The organism is Paucibacter sp. B51 (genome assembly GCF_027863535.1).
GTDB lineage: Bacteria > Pseudomonadota > Gammaproteobacteria > Burkholderiales > Burkholderiaceae_C > Paucibacter_A > Paucibacter_A aquatilis.
In genome coordinates this window covers 2,381,462-2,401,159 of sequence record NZ_JAPIVN010000001.1, presented here as the reverse complement: position 1 = coordinate 2,401,159, position 19,698 = coordinate 2,381,462, and the positions used below count along the sequence as shown (strand labels likewise).

18 protein-coding genes are annotated in these 19,698 nt (G+C 63.6%); 3 read left to right on the top strand and 15 right to left on the bottom strand.

Features of this window, described 5'->3' with window-relative positions:
- Positions 1-32: 32 nt before the first annotated feature.
- The 13 genes from OOB33_RS10285 to OOB33_RS10225 form a co-directional block, all read right to left on the bottom strand.
- Entirely contained in the window at positions 33-431 is a 399-nt protein-coding gene (locus OOB33_RS10285; protein ID WP_102767671.1) for a DUF4845 domain-containing protein, read from the bottom strand.
- A 74-nt stretch (positions 432-505) separates the two neighbouring features.
- Positions 506-1,480, bottom strand: a complete 975-nt coding sequence (lepB, locus tag OOB33_RS10280) for a signal peptidase I (protein WP_102767672.1) — start codon at positions 1,478-1,480, stop codon at positions 506-508.
- 55 nt (positions 1,481-1,535) lie between these two features.
- A complete protein-coding gene (lepA, locus tag OOB33_RS10275; protein WP_102767673.1) occupies positions 1,536-3,344 on the bottom strand; it encodes a translation elongation factor 4 in 1,809 nt (602 codons plus the stop codon).
- 566 nt (positions 3,345-3,910) lie between these two features.
- On the bottom strand, positions 3,911-5,383 hold the full coding sequence (locus OOB33_RS10270) for a DegQ family serine endoprotease (protein ID WP_102767674.1): 1,473 nt from the start codon (positions 5,381-5,383) through the stop codon (positions 3,911-3,913).
- A 289-nt stretch (positions 5,384-5,672) separates the two neighbouring features.
- Complete coding sequence (locus OOB33_RS10265) at positions 5,673-6,218, bottom strand: hypothetical protein (RefSeq protein WP_102767675.1); 546 nt, start codon at positions 6,216-6,218, stop codon at positions 5,673-5,675.
- A gap of 55 nt (positions 6,219-6,273) precedes the next feature.
- Complete coding sequence (gene fabF, locus OOB33_RS10260) at positions 6,274-7,518, bottom strand: beta-ketoacyl-ACP synthase II (protein WP_102767676.1); 1,245 nt, start codon at positions 7,516-7,518, stop codon at positions 6,274-6,276.
- A gap of 43 nt (positions 7,519-7,561) precedes the next feature.
- The gene (gene acpP, locus OOB33_RS10255; protein WP_102767677.1) at positions 7,562-7,801 is read right to left on the bottom strand and encodes an acyl carrier protein; all 240 of its coding nucleotides are present in this window, start codon (positions 7,799-7,801) and stop codon (positions 7,562-7,564) included.
- A gap of 153 nt (positions 7,802-7,954) precedes the next feature.
- Entirely contained in the window at positions 7,955-8,707 is a 753-nt protein-coding gene (fabG, locus tag OOB33_RS10250) for a 3-oxoacyl-ACP reductase FabG (protein WP_271008579.1), read from the bottom strand.
- Between the two features lie 43 nt (positions 8,708-8,750).
- Positions 8,751-9,692, bottom strand: a complete 942-nt coding sequence (gene fabD / locus OOB33_RS10245; RefSeq protein ID WP_102767679.1) for an ACP S-malonyltransferase — start codon at positions 9,690-9,692, stop codon at positions 8,751-8,753.
- A gap of 79 nt (positions 9,693-9,771) precedes the next feature.
- Positions 9,772-10,755, bottom strand: a complete 984-nt coding sequence (locus tag OOB33_RS10240) for a beta-ketoacyl-ACP synthase III (protein ID WP_271008578.1) — start codon at positions 10,753-10,755, stop codon at positions 9,772-9,774.
- A gap of 56 nt (positions 10,756-10,811) precedes the next feature.
- Entirely contained in the window at positions 10,812-11,909 is a 1,098-nt protein-coding gene (gene plsX / locus OOB33_RS10235) for a phosphate acyltransferase PlsX (RefSeq protein WP_442953041.1), read from the bottom strand.
- A 335-nt stretch (positions 11,910-12,244) separates the two neighbouring features.
- Positions 12,245-12,427: a 50S ribosomal protein L32 gene (gene rpmF, locus OOB33_RS10230; protein WP_009552540.1), complete on the bottom strand. Its 183-nt coding sequence runs from the start codon at positions 12,425-12,427 to the stop codon at positions 12,245-12,247.
- Positions 12,428-12,744: 317 nt separating this feature from the next.
- Positions 12,745-13,275, bottom strand: coding sequence for a YceD family protein (locus OOB33_RS10225; protein ID WP_271008576.1), 531 nt, complete (start codon positions 13,273-13,275; stop codon positions 12,745-12,747).
- Positions 13,276-13,384: 109 nt separating this feature from the next.
- Between OOB33_RS10225 and OOB33_RS10220 the strand changes: the two genes are divergently transcribed.
- Both OOB33_RS10220 and OOB33_RS10215 read left to right on the top strand, forming a co-directional pair.
- Complete coding sequence (locus OOB33_RS10220) at positions 13,385-14,029, top strand: Maf family nucleotide pyrophosphatase (protein ID WP_271008575.1); 645 nt, start codon at positions 13,385-13,387, stop codon at positions 14,027-14,029.
- Positions 14,026-14,808 (top strand): SAM-dependent methyltransferase, encoded by a 783-nt coding sequence (locus tag OOB33_RS10215; protein ID WP_271008574.1) that lies wholly within the window; start codon positions 14,026-14,028, stop codon positions 14,806-14,808. The genes OOB33_RS10220 and OOB33_RS10215 overlap by 4 nt, the downstream gene beginning before the upstream one ends.
- A 121-nt stretch (positions 14,809-14,929) precedes the next feature.
- Here the strand turns inward: OOB33_RS10215 and OOB33_RS10210 are convergent, their stop codons facing one another.
- Together OOB33_RS10210 and OOB33_RS10205 are read right to left on the bottom strand one after the other, a co-directional pair.
- Positions 14,930-16,426 carry a DEAD/DEAH box helicase gene (locus tag OOB33_RS10210; RefSeq protein WP_271008573.1) on the bottom strand — a complete coding sequence of 499 codons (1,497 nt, stop codon included), beginning with the start codon at positions 16,424-16,426 and terminating at the stop codon, positions 14,930-14,932.
- Positions 16,427-16,453: 27 nt separating this feature from the next.
- Positions 16,454-17,602 (bottom strand): MraY family glycosyltransferase, encoded by a 1,149-nt coding sequence (locus OOB33_RS10205; RefSeq protein WP_271008572.1) that lies wholly within the window; start codon positions 17,600-17,602, stop codon positions 16,454-16,456.
- Positions 17,603-17,730: 128 nt separating this feature from the next.
- Between OOB33_RS10205 and OOB33_RS10200 the strand changes: the two genes are divergently transcribed.
- Entirely contained in the window at positions 17,731-19,686 is a 1,956-nt protein-coding gene (locus OOB33_RS10200; protein ID WP_271008571.1) for an SLBB domain-containing protein, read from the top strand.
- Positions 19,687-19,698: the final 12 nt, after the last annotated feature.

The window sequence follows — 19,698 nt, the reverse complement described above, 5'->3', positions numbered from 1 at the left end:
GGGCGCCAGCGACCGAAGCGGCGAAAACGCCATCAACGGGACTTGCCCTGGTACTTGATCAAGAGATAGACAGGGCCGGCCAGATCGACCTGCTTGTCGTAGGCGAAGCTGATCTGCAGCTTCTCGTTGTCCTTGCTGATCACCAGATCCTGGCTGGAAATGCTGACCATGGAGTATTCAACCTGCTGAGCGCGCTCGAACTCGGCGCGCACGGCCGGCACGGTGGCCGGGTTGGCCGCAGCAATGCGATCGACCACACGTTGAATGGTGTAGAACTCCAGCACGGTCGGGATGACGCGGGCGATCACCACGCCACCGAAGGCGAGCAGAACACCCCAGAACAGCAGACCCAGAAGGCTGATGCCGCGCTGTGATCGCGCTTGGGCACCCGAATGGCAACGCTGGCCTGGATTTGACTGACGACGAAGCATCGAAACGTCCTCTCCCTGAAGTTTCAAACCGGATCTTTGCCGGGCGAGACCGCAGCCCCGCCGTTCAGGCCGCCTCAATGGAAGGGGCCAATGCGCTTGAGGTTACCGAAATTCATCCAAACAAAGAAGGCCCGGCCGACGATGTTTTCATCGGGCACAAAGCCCCAGAAGCGCGAGTCCCCGGAGTTGTCGCGGTTGTCGCCGATCATGTAGTAGTAACCCGCCGGCACCGTGCAGCGCACGCCTTCGATGGTGTATTTGCACTGGTCCTGGTAGGGGAACGGGCCATCCGGACGGTTGGGCTGGAAGATGGGCTGCGCCTGTGGGTTGACCAGCATCTGATGCTCTTTCTCGCCCAGCTTCTCCAGGAAGCGCGGACGGTAGGTCATCGAGCTCTCGTCGTAGAAATCGCCCTGAGGTTGGACTTCGGTCGGCTTGCCGTTGATGTAGAGCTTCTGGTTCAGGTAGGCCACCTCGTCGCCGGGGATGGCCGCTACGCGCTTGATGAAGTCCACGCTGGTGTCCACCGGCCAGCGGAACACCATCACGTCGCCGCGCTTGACCTCGTTGTTGGAGATGATCTTCTTGTTGATCACCGGCAGGCGCACGCCGTAGTGGAACTTGTTCACCAGGATCAAGTCACCGACCAGCAGGGTCGGCACCATCGAACCCGAGGGGATCTTGAACGGCTCGAACAAGAAAGAGCGCAGAAAGAACACGGCCAGGATGACCGGGAACAAGCCGGCAGTCCAATCCATCCACCAGGGCTGCTGCAGGATCTGCTGACGTGCCGCCTCGACATCCCCATCGACACGGCTGATGCCCTGGGCGGCCAGGGTCTGGCGGCGCTGGGCATCGGCATCGAGCAGGGCCTGGGCGGCACGAGCTCGGGCCGGCTGGAAATGAAAGCGCTCGGCCAGCCAGTAGGCCAGCGTGACCACGGTCAGGATGAAAAGCAGAAGGGAGAAGTTGCCGCTCCAGTAGCCGGTGTACCAGCCGCCCAGGTAAGCGACCAGGGCCGCGTAGAGAATTCCGGTCAGAGCACTCATCAATCGATCGCTTGGTTGGGAGGAAGGGAGAAGAAAGAAGGCCGGGCGACGGCGGTCAGTCGTCCACTTGCAGGATGGCCAGGAATGCTTCTTGAGGCACCTCGACGGAGCCGATCTGCTTCATGCGTTTCTTGCCGGCCTTTTGCTTTTCGAGCAGCTTGCGCTTGCGGGTGATGTCGCCGCCGTAGCATTTTGCCAGCACGTTCTTGCGCATCGCCTTGATGTTCTCGCGGGCGATGATGTTGGCGCCAATGGCAGCCTGGATCGCCACGTCGTACATCTGACGCGGGATCTGCTCGCGCATCTTGGCCGCCACGGCGCGGCCGCGGAACTGGCTCTGCGCGCGGTGGACGATGATGGACAGAGCATCGACGCGGTCGCCGTTGATCAGGATGTCGACCTTGACCACATCGGAGGCGCGGTACTCCTTGAACTCGTAGTCCATGGAGGCGTAGCCGCGCGAGACCGACTTCAGCTTGTCGAAGAAGTCCAGCACGATTTCGGCCAGCGGCATTTCATAGGTCAGCATGACCTGGCGGCCGTGGTAGGCCATATTGATCTGCGTGCCGCGCTTCTGGTTGGCCAGGGTCATGACCGGGCCGACATAGTCCTGCGGCATGTAAAGGTGCACGGTGACGATGGGCTCGCGGATCTCGGCGATCTTGCCGACCTCGGGCATCTTCGAGGGGTTCTCCACCTCGATCACCGTGCCATCCCCCAGCACCACCTCGTAGACCACGCTGGGCGCGGTGGTGATCAGGTCCTGGTCGAACTCGCGCTCCAGACGCTCCTGCACGATCTCCATATGCAGCAGGCCCAGGAAGCCGCAGCGGAAGCCGAAGCCCAGCGCCTGCGAGACTTCGGGTTCGTAGCGCAGCGAAGAGTCGTTGAGCTTGAGCTTCTCGAGCGCATCGCGCAGTTGGTCGTACTCGCTCGATTCGGTCGGATACAGACCGGCAAACACCTGGGGCTGGATTTCCTTGAAGCCGGGCAAGGCCTCTTCGGCCGGGCCGAGGTTGTTGGGCAGCTTCTTTTCCAGCGTGATGGTGTCGCCGACCTTGGCAGCCTGCAGCTCCTTGATGCCGGCAATCACAAAGCCCACCTCACCGGCATTGAGCTGATCGCGCTTTTCGGACTTGGGCGAGAAGACGCCCAGATGCTCGGCCGGGTAGATGGCATTGGTGGCCATCATGCGGATGCGCTCGCCCTTGCGCAGCGTGCCGTCCACCACGCGGACCAGCATCACCACGCCGACGTAGTTGTCGAACCAGCTGTCGATGATCATGGCGCGCAGCGGCGCCTCGACCACGCCCTTGGGCGGCGGGATGCGGGCGATCACGGCCTCGATGATTTCATCGATGCCCATGCCGGTCTTGGCGCTGCAGGGAATCGCGTCGGTGGCGTCGATGCCGATCACGTCTTCGATCTCGGCCTTGGCGTTGTCCGGGTCGGCGCTGGGCAAGTCCATCTTGTTCAGCACCGGCACCACTTCCACGCCGAGGTCCAGCGCGGTGTAGCAGTTGGCGACGGTCTGTGCTTCCACGCCCTGGCTGGCGTCCACCACCAGCAGCGCGCCCTCGCAGGCCGACAGCGAACGGCTCACTTCGTACGAGAAGTCCACATGCCCGGGCGTGTCGATCAGGTTGAGGTTGTAGGTCTTGCCGTCCTTGGCCGTGTACTGCAGGGCTGCGGTCTGGGCCTTGATGGTGATGCCGCGCTCGCGCTCGATGTCCATCGAGTCCAGCACCTGCGCTTCCATCTCGCGGTCCGAGAGACCGCCACAGCGTTGAATGATGCGGTCCGCCAGCGTGCTCTTGCCGTGGTCGATGTGGGCGATGATGGAGAAATTGCGGATGTGGTTCATGCTTTTACAGACTGAGCTGGGCTGGAGTCACAAAGGGCGGGAGCCCGGGCAGCGCAAGCTCTCAATCGCGGCGCGATGTGATGGCCACACAAAGGCCGAACGGCGGGTAAAAAAAAGGCACGTCGAAACGGTGACGCGCCTTCCAACAAAAGGTATGGCAACTGCTTGTTGGGCTTCCATTGTAGCCAAAAGGTCCTGTCTGGAAACCGCGCCCCGCCGGGATTGCCCGTCGTTGCGGCCCGCCAACATGGATTTTGTCCACAACTTATTCACAGGCTTATCAAGGCGCGCTGGCATGGTTTTTGAAAACCTTGCAGCCCGCCCGCCTGCGCCTCCGTCGGCCCGGCATTTTCGTCACGCTTGACTCGTGTTTACGTCTTTCGCCGGCCGCAAAGAGGCCAAGCGAACTCCGGATTCTAGCCGACAGCGACAGGAATCGAAATCCGCCACCCTGCCCTGCCGCGTGGCCCGGCAGGTGAGCAGCTTCCGCCATATGAAAAGACCCGGCAGCCCGCTCTGGCATACCGGGTCTTGGCACTGTCGCCAGCGTGGATTAAACGGCCAGATTACCGAGCCGGGCGCAGCAGCACAAAGCTGGTCAGGTCACCGCGGCGCACCAGCAAATTGATGACCTTGGCCTTGTCCAGCTTGGCCAGCACGGCCTGCACCTGCTTGACGCTGCTGACATCGGTGTTGTCCACCGACAGGATGACATCGCCCTCGCGCAGGCCTGCACGTGCGGCCACGCCGATGGCCGCCTCCACGCGAACACCCGACTTGAGCTTGAGCTCGCGCTTTTGCGCCTCGCTCAACTCACCGAGCTGCAAGCCCAAGGCGCTGGCCGGGCCGGCAGAGGGCTTGCCGTCACCGTCGACGCCCGCCGAAGTACGTGCTTCTTCATTGGGCATCTCGGCGATGGTGATGTTGAGGTCCTTGTAGGTACCGCGGCGGAACACCTGGACCACGGCCTTGCTGTTCGGCTTGAGACCGGCCACCACGCGACGCAGATCGCTGACCTTCTCGATCGTCTTGCCGTCGAACTTGGTGATCACATCGCCGCCTTCGATGCCGGCCTTGTCGGCCGCGCCGCCGGCCACCACGCTGCGGATCACGGCGCCATGCGGCTTGCCCAGGCCGATGGCCTCGGCCACATCCTTGCTCACATCTTCCAGCGTCACGCCGATGAAGCCGCGCACCACCTTGCCGTGGCTGCGCAGCTGCTCGGACACGCGGATCGCCTCATCGATGGGGATCGAGAAGGAGATGCCCATGAAGCCGCCGGACTGGCTGTAGATCTGCGAGTTGATGCCTACCACCTCGCCGCGCATGTTCAGCAGCGGGCCACCCGAATTACCCGGGTTGATGGCCACATCGGTCTGGATAAAGGGCAAGAAGTCGCCCGTGTCGCGCGCCTTGGCGCTGACGATGCCGGCGGTGACGCTGTTGTCGAAGCCAAAGGGCGAACCGATGGCCATGACCCATTCACCGACCTTGAGGCGGCCGACATCGCCGATCTTCACTGCCGGCAGGCCGCTCGCCTCGATCTTGAGCACGGCCACATCGGTGCGGCGGTCGGCGCCGACCAGCTTGGCCTTGAACTCGCGCTTGTCAGTCAGGGTGACGTAGACCTCGTCGGCATCCTGCACCACATGGGCATTGGTCATCACATAGCCATCAGCGCTGAGCACAAAGCCCGAGCCGACGCCGCGGCGCTGCGGTGCATCTTCGTTGTCGCCGCCGCCGCGTGGGGCACCACGGCGCTGGTTGGGCGCGGGCATGCCGAAGCGGCGCAGGAACTCCAGCATCTGCTCGTCCATCTCGGGCATGCCCTGGGCATTGGCCTTGAGGCGCTCCGAGGTGCGGATGTTCACCACCGCCGGGCCGACCTTCTCGACCAGCTCGGTGAAGTCCGGCAGCTCGCGCGCCTGGGCATGGCCGACATCGGGCAGCAGGCTGAGGCTCAGGGACAGAGCGCCGGCAGAGAGCAAGGCTCGCGACCAGCGCGACAAGGACGGACGGGCAAGAGACAGAAAGGACATGGTTGGACTCGAAGTGTTCACCAGAGAAAAACCCACCAACGCGGCCAGGGCGTTGAACCTGAGACAGCAGCTGGCGATTTTGGGACCAGGCGACTTGATTTCAAGGGTGGACGAATGCAAAGAACAGGTAAACAAATGCAGCGTGTGCTGCGATCGGACAAGCGGGCGGACAAGCCGCCACTGCCAGCAAGCACGGCATGGCGCGCCAGCCTCGACCGGCTGCGTTTGATGATGGCAGCGGCCCAAGCCGGCTTGCGAAAGTCACCCCGGAATCAGCGGCCGCCACGCCTCAGGTCGCAGGACCTGCGCCTCCAGGGGGCTGATCCCGCGCCCCGCGTGTGCTCTGCCCATCCTGGCTGGCGCGAGCGGCAAACAGGGTCGCCCGCAATGTGCCCCACACTCCCGGCTGCCGGCGCCGGCTCAGTGGGAGATAGAGCGGCACCCAATGCCAGCGCAGTCGCTGCAGCAGAGGCGCTGCAGCGTCCACACGCTGCGCCCGCAGAAGCAGCCAGTCGTCGAAATCAAAGACTGCGGCCAGCCGAAGCTCCACACCCGGGTCGCGCGGCGCTCCCGATGCCTCGCGCTCGTGCAAGCGCCAGCTCTGGCCATCCCACAGCAACAAGCGCGGCCGCACACGCGCCACACGCCAGCCCAGGGCGGCGCACAGAGGCAAGACCCAAACCGAATGCCACGCGGACACCAACTGATGCGCAACCCCAGCCGCCGACAGCGAAGCCGCAGCCAGCAGGGCCAGAAACGACACAGCCAGCTGCAAGGCTGGCTGTGGAAGCACCTCAACCCGGAGCGGCGCTGCGTGACGCGAGGTGGCGTTCATCGCAGCAGGCTCAGGTTCGGCTTTGAAACAACAAGGCAGCTGGCGCCGCCGGCGATCAGACCCGCTTGAAGATCAGCGTGCCGTTGGTGCCGCCGAAACCGAAATTGTTCTTGGCGGCGTATTCGATCTTCATCTGCCGCGCTTCGTTGGCGCAGTAGTCCAGGTCGCACTCGGGATCCTGGTTGAAGATGTTGATGGTTGGCGGCGCCACCTGGTGGTGAACCGCCAGCACCGTGAACACCGACTCGATACCACCGGCCCCGCCGAGCAAATGCCCGGTCATGGACTTGGTCGAGCTGACCACCAGATTCTTGGCATGGTCGCCGAAGGCCAGCTTGATGGCGTTCGTCTCGTTCACATCACCCAGCGGCGTGGAGGTGCCGTGGGCGTTCATGTATTGCACTTGGTCGGCGTTCAGGCCTGCATTGCGCAAGGCCGCGCGCATCGACCGTTTGGGACCGTCCACATTGGGCGCGGTCATGTGGTACGCGTCAGCACCCATGCCAAAGCCGGACAGCTCGGCATAGATCTTGGCGCCACGCTTCTTGGCATGCTCGTACTCTTCCAGCACCAGCACACCGCCGCCCTCACCCAGCACAAAACCGTCGCGGTCCTTGTCCCAGGGTCGGGAAGCAGTCTTGGGATCGTCGTTGCGCGTGGACAGTGCCCGCGCCGAGGCAAAGCCTCCGATGCCCAAGGGCGACACGGTGGATTCCGCGCCGCCGGCGATCATCACGTCGGCATCGCCGTATTCAATGAGCCGCGCAGCTTGACCGATGGCATGCAAGCCGGTGGTGCAAGCGGTCACGATGGCCAGGTTCGGGCCTTGGAAGCCGAACTTGATCGAGACATGGCCCGAGATCATGTTGATGATCGAGGCCGGCACAAAGAAGGGGGAAATGCGACGCGGGCCGCGCGCAACGTACTCGCTGTGGGTTTCTTCGATCAGCGGCAAGCCGCCGATGCCCGACCCCACCAGCACGCCGATGCGCTCAGCCTGCTCTTCACTCAACTGATCGCCGGTCGGCAGACCGGCATCGCGCACCGCTTGAATGGACGCCGCCAATCCGTAATGGATGAAGGTGTCCATGGTCCGCGCTTCTTTGGTGGACATGTAGTCCGCCACATCGAAGCCCTTCACCTCACCGGCGAACTGACAGGCAAAGGCCGACGGATCAAAGCGGGTGATGCGGTCAATACCGGACTGACCGGCCAGGATGTTGGCCCAGCCTTCAGCGACCGTGTTTCCCACGGGGCTGATCAGACCAAGTCCGGTAACTACGACGCGACGACGGCTCATGCGGTACGGAAATCAGTTGAACAAAGGCTCAAGCGCTGAAGACTCAGGCCTTTTGGTGCTTGACGGCGTAGTCGATCGCCAGCTGAACGCTGGTGATCTTCTCGGCTTCTTCATCGGGGATTTCGATGCCGAACTCGTCTTCGAGTGCCATCACCAATTCCACGGTGTCGAGCGAGTCGGCGCCCAGGTCGGCCACGAAGGCCTTTTCGTTGGTCACATCGGACTCAGGCACGCCGAGTTGCTCGGCGATGATTTTCTTGACACGTGCTTCGATATCGCTCATGACTCCTCCAGGAGGGGTTTGCTAGGAACAGCCCGGGATTCTAAGGCCTCTAGGGAGTCGCGCCTAAAACAAGGCATTGCGGCACATCAGAGAACCTTCACCGGCCGGGCAAATCCGGTGGATGGCGGCGGAACTGCCGCCATCTCAAATCTGTCAGTTCATGAACATGCCGCCGTTGACATGCAGTTCACTGCCGGTAATGTAGGCTGCCTTCGGTGACGCGAGGAAGGCAACAGCCTCCGCAATTTCCCGCGGCTCGCCCAGGCGGCCCACCGGGATCTGCGCCAGCAGCGCGGCCTTCTGCGCCTCGGGCAGCACTTCGGTCATGTCGGTGGCGATGAAACCAGGCGCCACGCAGTTGACGGTGATGCCGCGGCTGCCCAGCTCGCGCGCCAGCGAGCGCGTCATGCCGGCAACACCGGCCTTGGCCGCCGCGTAGTTGGCCTGGCCCGGGTTGCCCGAAGCCCCGACCACCGAAGTGATACTGATGATGCGGCCATAACGCTGTTTCATCATGGTGCGCATGACGGCGCGGCTCATGCGGAACACGGCCTTCAGATTGGTGTCCAGCACGACATCCCAATCGTCGTCCTTCATGCGCATGGCCAGGGTGTCGCGGGTGATGCCGGCGTTGTTGACCAGCACGTGCAGGCCGCCATGGGCTTTGACGATGCCGTCCACGGCCGCTTCAACCGCGGCCGCATCATTGACATTGAGCACCACGCCCGAGCCACCCAGCGCAGCCAGGGCCTCGCCGATGGCGGCCGCACCGGATTCGCTGGTGGCGGTGCCGATGACCTTGTAGCCCTGCTCGGCCAGGGTCAGGGCGATGGAGCGGCCGATGCCGCGGCTGGCGCCGGTGACCAGGGCCACTTGGGGGGTGCTGCTTGTCGTCGTGTCAGTCATGATCTTCTTGCGGTTTCGTTGGAAGGTGCAGACGGGGCGATGCTCAGCCCAGCAGTGCGCGTGCCTCGGCCAGGCTGGCCGGGTCCAGCACGGTGGCGCTGATCAGTTCGGCATCGACACGCTTGGCCAGGCCGGCCAGGACCTTGCCCGGGCCGCACTCCAGCACATGCTGGATGCCCTGCGCCTTCAGCGCCTGCACCACTTCGACCCAGCGCACCGGGCCGAAAGCCTGGCGGTACAGCGCATCGCGCAGGCCGGCGGCATCGCCGACTGCGGCCACATCGATGTTGTTGATCACCGGAAACTGCAGCGCCGCAAACTCGGTCGCGGCCAGACGCCCTTGCAGCGCCAGCGCCGCCGGCTTCATCAGGCTCGAGTGGAAGGGCGCCGACACCGGCAGCAGCAGCGCGCGCTTGGCGCCCGCGGCCTTGAGCAACTCACAGGCCTTGTCGACCCCGGCCTTGGTGCCGGCAATCACGGTCTGCTTGGGGTCATTGAAATTGGCAGCCTCCACGGCCTCACCGGTGGCAGCGGCCGCGGCGGCACAACCCTCGATCACGGCCGCGCTGTCCAGACCCAGGATGGCCGCCATGGCGCCCACGCCCACCGGCACGGCTTCTTGCATGGCTTGGGCACGGAATCGCACCAGTGGCAGCGCCTCGGCCAGCGTCAGCGCACCGGCCGCCACCAGGGCGGTGTACTCGCCCAGCGAGTGGCCGGCCGCAGCCGCCGGCAGCAAGCCGGTTTCAGCCACCCAGGCGCGGTAGCAGGCAATGCCGGCCGTCAGCATCACGGGCTGGGTGTTGGTGGTCAGGTCCAGCTGCTCTTTCGGGCCGGCCTTGATCAGGGCGCCGATGTCTTCGCCCAGGGCCTCGGATGCCTCGGCCAGGGTGCGAGCCACCTCAGGGTGATCGCCCCAGGCGTCCAGCATGCCCACGGTTTGCGAGCCTTGGCCCGGAAAGACGAATGCGAACTTTGCGCTCATGATCGTGTGTCGAAGAATTGGAGATGAAGTAACTCGGAATTGCAGCGGAGGCAAAAGCCGTGAAGCGCGGCCTGCGGAATCAGAAATCCAGCAGCACGGCACCCCAGGTGAAGCCGCCTCCAACGCCTTCCAGCATCACGGTGTCGCCGGCCTTGACGCGGCCGTCACGCACCGCCACATCGAGGGCAAGCGGGATCGACGCAGCCGAGGTGTTGCCGTGCTGATCCACGGTGACCACCACCTTGTCCAGCGGCAGCTTCAGCTTCTTGGCCGTGCCCTGCATGATGCGGATATTGGCCTGATGAGGAATCAGCCAATCGATGTCGTCCTCGCTGCGGCCGGCTTTCTCCAGCACCGAGCGGGCCACTTTTTCCAGCACGCCGACGGCCAGCTTGAACACGGCCTGGCCATCCATCTTCAGCAGTGGGTCGCCGCTGACCTTGCCGCCCGAGACATGGCCGGGCACGCAAAGAATGCCCGAATGCTTGCCATCGGCATGCAGCTCGGTGGCCAGGATGCCCGGCGTGTCGCTGGCGCCCAGCACCACAGCACCGGCGCCATCGCCAAACAGCACACAGGTGGTGCGATCCTTGAAATCGAGGATGCGCGAGAACACCTCGGCGCCCACAACCAGGGCCTTGTTGGCCGCGCCGGTTCGGATCATCGAATCCGCCACCGTCAGCGCGTAGACAAAGCCGGAGCAGACCGCCTGCACATCGAATGCCGCACCGCCGGCGATGCCCAGCTTGTGCTGAAGCAGGCAGGCGGTCGAGGGGAAGACCATGTCCGGCGTCGAGGTGGCGACGATGATGAGATCGATCTCATCGGCCGCAATGCCGGCCGCGGCGATGGCGGCTTGCGCAGCGGGCAAGGCCAGGTCGCTGGCCGTCACGCCTTCGGCGGCGAAATGGCGGGCATGGATGCCGGTGCGCTCGACGATCCACTCATCCGAGGTCTCGATGCCATCGGCGGCCAGCTGGGCGGCCAGCTCGGCGTTGCTCAGACGCAGGGGCGGCAGGTAGCTGCCGGTGCCGATGATGCGGGCGTGGCGCGCAGAAGGCATGGCCGTCGAAGGCGTTGGAGCAGATGCGGGGGTGTTCGTGGCGCTGGGGATGGTGGTCATGCAGCTTGGGCGACCGGGGTCGCCTTGTCTCCTGAGTCGCCCACCGCGAGCCCCTCGGCGCCGGTCGTGGTGCCGGGCGTGGCTTGCAGCGTGGCAATGATGCGATCGTGTACCCGGTCGAGCAACCGGTTGCGGGCGGCATCATACGCCCGGTTCAAAGCGTTCTCGAAAGCGAAGGCATCGGCCGAGCCATGGCTCTTGAACACCAGGCCACGCAGGCCCAGCAGGGCTGCACCGTTGAAGCGACGGTGGTCCACACGGCCTTTGAAGCGCTTGAGCACCGGCATCGCCAGAGCGGCGGCCGCCTTGCTGATCCAGCTGCGACCGAACTCCTCGCGGATGATGGTGATGATCATGGTGGCCAGACCTTCGGCCGTCTTCAGCGCGACGTTACCGACAAAACCATCGCACACGACCAGGTCGACCGTGCCCTTGAAGATGTCATTGCCTTCCACATTGCCGTGGAAATTCAGCTGACCAGCAGCCGCCGCCGCGCGCAGCAATTCACCCGCACGCTTGATGGTTTCGCTGCCCTTGATGACCTCTTCACCAATATTGAGCAGGCCGACACGCGGCTCGGGCTTGCCATCCACAGCCGCGACCAGGGCACTGCCCATCAGCGCGAATTGCAGCAGGTGCTCGGCCGAGCAATCGACATTGGCGCCCAGGTCCAGCATGGTGGTGTAGCCACCGAGCTGGTTGGGCATGACCGAGGCAATGGCCGGCCGATCGATGCCATCCAGGGTCTTGAGCAGATAGCGCGAGACCGCCATCAGGGCGCCGGTGTTGCCGGCCGACACACAGGCATCGGCCAGGGGCAAGCCGCCGTCGGCCGACTTGAGCTGGCTGATGGCCACCCGCATGGACGAATCCTTCTTGCGGCGCAGTGCCACCTCGACCGGGTCGTCCATGGTCACCACTTCACTGGCGGGCACGATGCGGCAGCGTGGCCATTGGGCGGCCGCAGCCAGCGCATCGGGCAGGCCCACCAGCAGCAGTTCGGCTTGCGGGTGCTTGGCGAGGAAGGCCTCACAGGCCGGCAAGGTGATGGACGGCCCATGGTCGCCGCCCATGCAATCGACAGCCAGGCGCACCCGGGCCAAAGGCTCGGCCACGGACACCGCGGGCTGGGCGGGCAGACGGGAATCGACAGAAGACATCACAGCAACCCAGGTGAAAGCCGGCCACAGAAAAACGGCCGGACACGAAAACTCAGGCCGTGCAGCGCCTTCGCGCACGCACACCCGAGTGGATCAAGCCAATATGTCAGGCCATGCGGTCTCTTGCCAACGGTGGAAACACCGCGCAACAGAGCCCGCAGAAAACACAAAAACCCGGCACTGCAACAAGGCACAGGCCGGGAATTCGTGATCACAGCAGATCGTGAGATCAACGCGCCGCCTGGGGCAGGCGCGTCAGTCGAAATCGATCAGGCGTCAGCCTTGGTCTTCAGGACCTTGCGGCCGCGGTAGAAGCCGGTGGGGCTGATGTGGTGACGCAGATGCACTTCGCCGGTGGTCGGCTCGATGGCAGTACCCGGGGTGACCAGGGCATTGTGCGAACGGTGCATGCCACGCTTGGAAGGCGACTTCTTGTTTTGCTGAACGGCCATGAAATTCTCCTAAGGCTCCGGTGATTGAGGCGCGGCGGTCTGGATTTGCTGAAGCGATTCGCTCCAACTCTGCAAGCAGACCAGCGACCTGCACACCCCGGGCGCCGCGATTGCTGTGTACACAAGCGTCGCGAGCATCAAGCGCACCATGCGCCAGCGGTTTGCAAGCACTGCAGCCAAGCTGGCCAGCACTCACGGCACGCTACTTTGATTCTCGGACCGGGGAAAGCCCGCGATTGTAGCACCGTTGACGCCAAGACTCAAATCCGAGCCCACAATCGCCGCCGGCGAAGGCGCACGGCCGCCGGCCCGCTTCGTCATTTTTTCTTCAATGCAGCCAGGGCCGCAAAGGGATTGGGGCGCTCGGACGAGGCCGCTTCTTCTTCGCTCAACTCCGCCACGCCTGCCGGCACTTCCAGGGGCTTCGGGCATTGTTCGTGACGCGGCACCAAGGGGAGCGACAAGAGCAATTCATCCTCCACCAACTCCTGCACGTCGAGATTGCGCGTCAGCACCAGCAGCTCCTCCTCGCTCTCGATGTCCTGCTCGGCCGCCTCTTGCTCATCGCGCACAAAGCGATAGGAGCGCTCCAGGCTCATCGACTCCTGCACCGGCTGCAGGCAGCGCTGGCAAGTCATGCTCACTTCGGCCGAGGCCTCCAGGTGCAACCAGGTTTCAACAGCACCGCCACTGAGCTCCCGGCGCTCACCTTGCAAGGACCACTGCACCGCGGGCCAGGCCGCCACCGGCGTCTCGGGCGCCGCCACATCGGCCAGGCGACTCAGCTGCGCGGCCGGCCACTCGCCCTGCAGACTGCCCGCATCCCGGGCAAAGGCCGGAACGTCCAATTTTCGTGAGTCAAATTCATGCGCTTTCATGGCCGCAAGTGTACGAGGCCGGCCTTGCAAGCCAGGCAGCTGAAACGCGAAGCCCAGGCGCCAATGCGAAAATCCAGCCATGCACACACCTTCCGCCACCCCGGCACCCCGCCCCTTGATCCTCGCCTCCACCTCGCGCTACCGGCGCGAACTGCTGGAGCGGCTGCGCCTGCCCTTTGCCGTGCAGTCACCCGAAGTGGATGAAACCCCGCTTCCCGGCGAAGCACCCGCGGCACTGGCTGCGCGCCTGTCTCTCGCCAAGGCACACGCCGTGGCCCGACTTCACCCCGAGGCCATCGTGATCGGCTCCGACCAGGTTGCCGACCTGAACGGCCGCCCCATCGGCAAGCCGGGCAGCCACGAGCGCGCGGTCGAGCAACTGCGCCGAATGAGCGGCCACAGCATCATTTTTCAAACCGGCGTGGCCGTGGTCTGCGAAGCGAGCAGTTTTGCCCAGCAAGACCTGGCCCCGGTGCGCGTGCGCTTTCGCGAACTCAGCGACACCGAGATTGAGACCTATCTGCGCGCCGAGCAGCCCTACGACTGCGCCGGCAGCGCCAAGTCGGAGGGGCTGGGTATCAGCCTGCTGTCCGCCATCGAATCGGACGACCCCACCGCGCTGATCGGCCTGCCACTGATCCGTACCAGCGCCCTGCTCCGCGCCGCGGGCCTGGATCCCCTGCAAGCCCTCGCCATTAGCCTGGCAGGCGGAGTCAGCCAATGAGCGCCCACAGCAACAAGAAGGGCCGCCTTTACCTGATCCCCAACACCCTGGATTTTGGCGTCGAGGGCGCAGCGGTGCCGCTCAACGAAGTCTTGCCGCAGCAGGTGATTGCCACCGCCGCACGCCTCGGCCACTGGGCCGCCGAAAGCGCCAAGACCACCCGTGCGTTTTTGAAACGCGTGGACGAGGTCTGCCCGCTGGCGCAGCCCCTGCAGAGCCTGGAAATCAAGGAGCTGCCACGCCCGCCCAAAGGCCGGGGCGGCGATCTGGTCAATCAAAACCAGGCCTGGCACGCCCTGTTGGCGCCCGCGCTGGCCGGGCATGACATGGGCCTGATTTCAGAAGCCGGCCTTCCGGCCGTGGCCGACCCCGGCGCCCTGCTGGTGGCCGCCGCGCACGATGCCGACATCGAGGTGCTGCCGCTGAGCGGCCCGAGCTCCCTGCTGATGGCCCTGTCGGCCAGCGGCCTGAATGGCCAGAGTTTTGCGTTTGTCGGCTACCTGCCCGTGGAAGCACCAGCGCGCGCCGCGCGCATCAAGGAGCTGGAAGCCCTGTCCGGCCGGCAACAGCAAACCCAGCTGATGATCGAAACACCGTACCGCAACTCCGCCCTGCTCCACGCTCTGTTGAGCCATCTGCGGCCACAGACCCGCCTGTCCATCAGCTGCGGCCTGAGCCTGGCCCAAGGCTGGACCCGCAGCGCCAGCGTGGCCGATTGGCGCAGCTCCGGCGAGGGCTTGCCGGACAAGGTGCCTGCGGTATTCGCCATCCTGGCCTGAGCCGGGCAGCCAGGGCTACCGCTAGTACGCCCAAGAAAACGGCGCCTCATGGGCGCCGTCTTTTCACTTGAAACCCAGCCCGCTTTGCCAGCCGGCCGCGCCGCGCAAGGCGCGCGTGCCCTCAAGACTCCAGCGAAGCCGCCGGCGCCTTGGCACCGAACAAGGCCGCCACCTTCTTCTTGGGCTTGATATTGCTGGAGACGCTGCGCGGCGCTGCAGCAGCACCTTTGTCCCAGGCCGGCGGCTCGTCGCGCTGACTGGCTTCGTAGGGCTTGTCGAAGAAGGCGTCGCGCGGCGCTGCCGGTGGGCGGTAGGCCGGACGGGGCGCCGCTGCGGCGGGAGCTGCATCAGAGAAAGACTCCTCACGACGCGGGCGGGCCGGACGCTCCGAGCGCTCGGCACCCTCGTATCGAGCGGGGCGCGAGCCACGCTCATCCTGCAACTCAAAAGCCTGCAAATCCAGCGTGCGCTTGACCAGTTTTTCAATGTCCGCCACCAGTCGCGCATCGGCACGCGTCACCAGGGTCACCGCCACGCCGGACGCACCCGCGCGGCCGGTACGGCCAATGCGGTGAACGTAATCTTCGGCATTGAAGGGCACGTCGAAATTGAAGACCGCGGGCAGATCGGCAATATCCAGGCCACGCGCAGCCACGTCGGTGGCGACCAGCAGGTCGACTTCACCTCGCTTGAAGGCCTCGAGCGACTTCAGGCGCTCGTCCTGCGACTTGTCGCCATGCAAGGCCGCCGTGCGCAAGCCATCGCGCTCGAAGGAGCGTGCCAGGCGGGCAGCACCCAGCTTGGAATTGACGAACACGATCGCCTGCTTGATTTCACGCTGACGCAGGATCTGGCGCACCACGGCGCGCTTGTCGTCATCGGTGACGCTATAAAACAGCTGCTCCACGTTCTTGGCCGTGGCGTTGGGGCGCGCCACTTCGACCAAGACCGGGTCTTGCAGATAGCTTTGCGACAGACGCTTGATCTCGGGCGAGAAGGTGGCCGAGAACAGCAAGGTCTGGCGGGTCTTGGGCAGGAAGCTCAGGATGCGCTGCAGATCAGGCAGGAAGCCGATGTCCAGCATGCGGTCGGCCTCGTCCAGCACCACATACTCGACTTGATTGAGCACACAGTTCTTGGCTTCGATGTGATCCAGCAATCGCCCGGGCGTGGCGATCAAGACTTCCACGCCGCCCTTGAGCACCAAGGTCTGCGGCTTCATGTCGATGCCGCCAAACACGCAGGTCACACGCAGATTGGTGTGCTTGGCGTAGGCCTTAATGTTGTTGGCCACCTGATCGGCCAGCTCACGAGTGGGCGCCAGCACAAGGGCGCGCACCGGATGGCGGGCCGGCGAAGCGCTGGCGTTTTCGTGCTTCAGCATGCGCTGCAGCAGAGGGATGGAGAAAGCAGCCGTCTTGCCGGTGCCAGTCTGCGCGGCACCCATCACATCGCGACCCTCCAGAACGATCGGAATCGCCTTGGCCTGGATCGGCGTCATCAACGCGTAGCCAGAGTCGGCCACGGCACGCAAAAGCTTGGCATCGAGCGGGAGGGTGTCGAAGCGAGCCGGCGTGGGATCAGGGGTGGCGGATTCGATGATTTGGGGTTCGGTCATCCCACCATTATCCCTGATGCAGGGCTTTTACTGCGATTTCGGGCCGGACGCCGATTTGGAGTCACGCGGCGCACGCCCCATCACATCGCCCCGAAACACCATCCAAGACGGTGTGCGAAAACGAACGATGCGCCAGTACAAGCCCACGTAGACCAAGCCGAACAACAACATGCACAGCGCGAGCATGGCGGTCGAATCCCAAAAGAACACCGCCGGCACCAGGGAAGACAGGCACAGCATCCAGAGATAGGGCGCCGTCATGGAGTTGCGGCGCGTCATCGCACGGGCATCACGCGCGCCCACCGTCCAGCGCATCAGGCGACGGTAAATCAACGAGTGCAAGTGAATGCCATCGGGCAGCCCCGGCGGCGTGGCCCGGATGAAACGACGGCGGTAGATCGAGAACAGAGTCTCGAACACCGGGTAAATGCAGACCATCAGCGCAAACAGCGGCGACACCTCGGGGTGACGGGCGATCAGCAGCACCCCAATTTCCGCCACAAAGAAGCCCAGAAAATAGGCCCCGCCATCACCAAGAAAGATCAACCCGGCCGGAAAGTTCCAGACAAAAAAGCCCAGCACCGCCCCGACGCCCGCCAACGACCACAGGGTCAGTTCTACATCACCGACCTGCAGCGCCACGTAGGCGAAGGTCAGCAACATCAGGCTCACGCACATGGACGACAAGCCGTTGAAGCCATCAATGATGTTGACCGCGTTGGCCACGCCCGACACCGTCAACACGGTGGCCACCAAAGCACCGACGGAAAAACCGACCAACCAATCCAGCCCCGGAATGTCGGTCCGTGTGATCTGGGCGTTGATCAAATAAAACGCGATCGTGGCCGAAATGGCCGTCGCCAACAGACGCTTGCCCGGCGACACCTTCTTGGTGAAGTCCTCGATCAGCCCCGCCGCGAAAGCCGGCAAGCCGCACAGGAGGAGCATCAAGCCCAAGTGCGCATGATCCGAGCCGCGAAACCACACGAGGGCAGCGGTCACCAACAGCCCCAAGAACATGCCGACACCGCCGATGCGGGGCACGACTTTCACATGGAACTTCTGAGGGCCGTCCAGATCACCGTCTGAAGAAAGGTGTGCGTGCAGGCTGGAGGAATGGACGATCCAGAGGGTGACCAGTGTCGCCACCAAAAAGGAGCAGAGCAAATAGAGCATGGCTAAGAGTGTAACGAGCCACGATTCCTGCTCAGTAAATAGTCAGCCGAGTGGACAGCTAGAATCTCGCAGCGCCGGCACTGGGATGCCCCTGGACGGTCAATGAATGCACCTTATGCGAGCAGGCCATGACATTTTTTGAGTCGCAAGACAAACACAATACAAAGACTGACCGCAGCGACAGACTCCCCACCCCCACACTGAACTCTTGCTGCAGCAGCGGCTTCAAGCTTGGTGTGATCGTCGCAGCGGTCGCCCAAAGTGCCCTGTTTGGAGCTTTGACGACTCAAGCTCACGCTCAAACGCAAGCTCAATCGCAAACCGCAGAGGGGGCTCCAATCCGCCTGCAGGGACAAGCAAGCAATGTCCCCATCAACACGGACCAGGACAAACCAACAGGCTCGCCTGACTTCCGGCTCTTCGCCAAGCCGGCCGAAAGCTACGTTCCCAGTGAGTTTGAGCGTTATGTGCAGCGCAATGTCGGTGTCGAGCCTTTGATACGCAGATTTGGCAGCGAATTGATGGAGCTTGGACATCCCTCGAATGGACTCCAAGAAGCCAGCCCCCAAATCCCGCAAGACTATGTAATCAGTGTGGGAGATGAAGTCTTGGTGACTTTGTGGGGATCGGTTGAGGCCGACCTGCGACTCAACGTAGACCGGAGCGGCCGCATCACCCTCCCGCGAGTCGGACCGGTTATGGTTGCAGGCTTGCGTTACGCCGACCTTGCGGCAGCCATCGACCAAAGGGTTAGCCAAGTCTTCAAAAACTACAAACTCAGCATCTCGCTGGGCAAGCTGCGCAGCATTCGCATCTACGTCACCGGCTTCACCAAACGCCCCGGCGCATACACAGTGAGCAGCCTGTCGACCTTGGTCAACGCACTGATGCAAGCTGGCGGCCCCACGGCTGCAGGCAGCTTCCGCCAGATCGAACTGCGCCGAAGCGGCAAAACGATCAGCAGCTTTGATTTTTACGACTTGCTGATCAAGGGAGACAAGTCTGCGGACCGAGCCCTGCAAGCCGATGACGTTATCCACATCGGTGCCGTCGGGCCGCAAGTGGCCCTCATCGGCAGCGTCAACAAACCCGCAGTTTTTGAACTGAAGCCGCAAGACACATTGGAAGACGTGCTGGCCATGGCCGGCGGATTCACCGCGGTGGCCGACCGCAGCCGCTTCACTGTGGAACACTTGGATACCCGCAACGACACGCGCATTACCGAGCTGAGCCTGCCGCAACAAGCCAAGCTAAAGCCTCGCGACGGTGACCTATTGCGCGCCTTCAGCGCCGTTGATGCTTCACTACCGCAGCACAAGCAAAGCAAGCGAGTCAAGATCGAAGGCGAAGTCCAACGCCCCGGCGAATTCATCCTCCCCGCCAATAGCAGCCTCGCAGACGCCATTCGTGCGGCCGGCGGCTTGACGCCGGACGCCTATGTTTTTGGCACCGAATTCAGCCGCGAAAGCACCCGCCTATCTCAGCAAGAAAACTATGAGCGCGCACTGCGCGATATGGAGACTGAGTTCGCTCGCAGCAACTCCTCTCAGCGCACCGCCAATGCCGATGAAGCCTCAGCACAAACTGCCAAGGCACAAGGCACCAATCAGCTCATTCAACGGCTGCGCGCCATCAAGCCCACGGGCCGGATTGTTTTGCAGATGAACCCCTCTGCCAAAACACTGCCAGAACTGGCCGTGGAAGACGGCGACCGCCTTCTCATCCCCGCTACACCCAAAACCATCGGCGTCTTTGGCAGCGTGTTCAACGGCGGCAGCTATCTGTACGGCGACGGCAGTTCGGTCAATGACTTCTTGAAGCTCGCTGGAGGCCCCACCCGAGGAGCAGACACCGCCAGCATCTTCGTCTTGCGCGCCAATGGCAGCGTGGTAAGCGCTCCCCAAAAGTCCGGCTGGCTGCTCGCCGGCGGCGCGCTTGATGGCGTAACCGCCCTCCCGGGAGACACCGTCTTCGTGCCGGAAGAAATGAACAAGACCACCTTCATCCAAGAAGCCAAGGATTGGACGCAGATCCTTTATCAGTTTGGCCTGGGCGCTGCAGCCCTTAAGACGATTAAGAATTGACCATCGGATTCT

Bases quoted from the DNA above. Each gene is read 5' to 3' on its own strand.
- lepB (WP_102767672.1), bottom strand. From the start codon at position 1,480: ATGAGTGCTCTGACCGGAATTCTCTACGCGGCCCTGGTCGCTTACCTG.
- OOB33_RS10210 (WP_271008573.1), bottom strand. From the start codon at position 16,426: ATGACCGAACCCCAAATCATCGAATCCGCCACCCCTGATCCCACGCCG.
- OOB33_RS10200 (WP_271008571.1), top strand. From the start codon at position 17,731: ATGACATTTTTTGAGTCGCAAGACAAACACAATACAAAGACTGACCGC.
- fabD (WP_102767679.1), bottom strand. From the start codon at position 9,692: ATGAGCGCAAAGTTCGCATTCGTCTTTCCGGGCCAAGGCTCGCAAACC.
- OOB33_RS10215 (WP_271008574.1), top strand. From the start codon at position 14,026: ATGAGCGCCCACAGCAACAAGAAGGGCCGCCTTTACCTGATCCCCAAC.
- OOB33_RS10285 (WP_102767671.1), bottom strand. From the start codon at position 431: ATGCTTCGTCGTCAGTCAAATCCAGGCCAGCGTTGCCATTCGGGTGCC.
- acpP (WP_102767677.1), bottom strand. From the start codon at position 7,801: ATGAGCGATATCGAAGCACGTGTCAAGAAAATCATCGCCGAGCAACTC.
- OOB33_RS10265 (WP_102767675.1), bottom strand. From the start codon at position 6,218: ATGAACGCCACCTCGCGTCACGCAGCGCCGCTCCGGGTTGAGGTGCTT.
- fabG (WP_271008579.1), bottom strand. From the start codon at position 8,707: ATGACTGACACGACGACAAGCAGCACCCCCCAAGTGGCCCTGGTCACC.
- fabF (WP_102767676.1), bottom strand. From the start codon at position 7,518: ATGAGCCGTCGTCGCGTCGTAGTTACCGGACTTGGTCTGATCAGCCCC.
- OOB33_RS10240 (WP_271008578.1), bottom strand. From the start codon at position 10,755: ATGCCTTCTGCGCGCCACGCCCGCATCATCGGCACCGGCAGCTACCTG.
- OOB33_RS10220 (WP_271008575.1), top strand. From the start codon at position 13,385: ATGCACACACCTTCCGCCACCCCGGCACCCCGCCCCTTGATCCTCGCC.
- OOB33_RS10205 (WP_271008572.1), bottom strand. From the start codon at position 17,602: ATGCTCTATTTGCTCTGCTCCTTTTTGGTGGCGACACTGGTCACCCTC.
- rpmF (WP_009552540.1), bottom strand. From the start codon at position 12,427: ATGGCCGTTCAGCAAAACAAGAAGTCGCCTTCCAAGCGTGGCATGCAC.
- lepA (WP_102767673.1), bottom strand. From the start codon at position 3,344: ATGAACCACATCCGCAATTTCTCCATCATCGCCCACATCGACCACGGC.
- OOB33_RS10270 (WP_102767674.1), bottom strand. From the start codon at position 5,383: ATGTCCTTTCTGTCTCTTGCCCGTCCGTCCTTGTCGCGCTGGTCGCGA.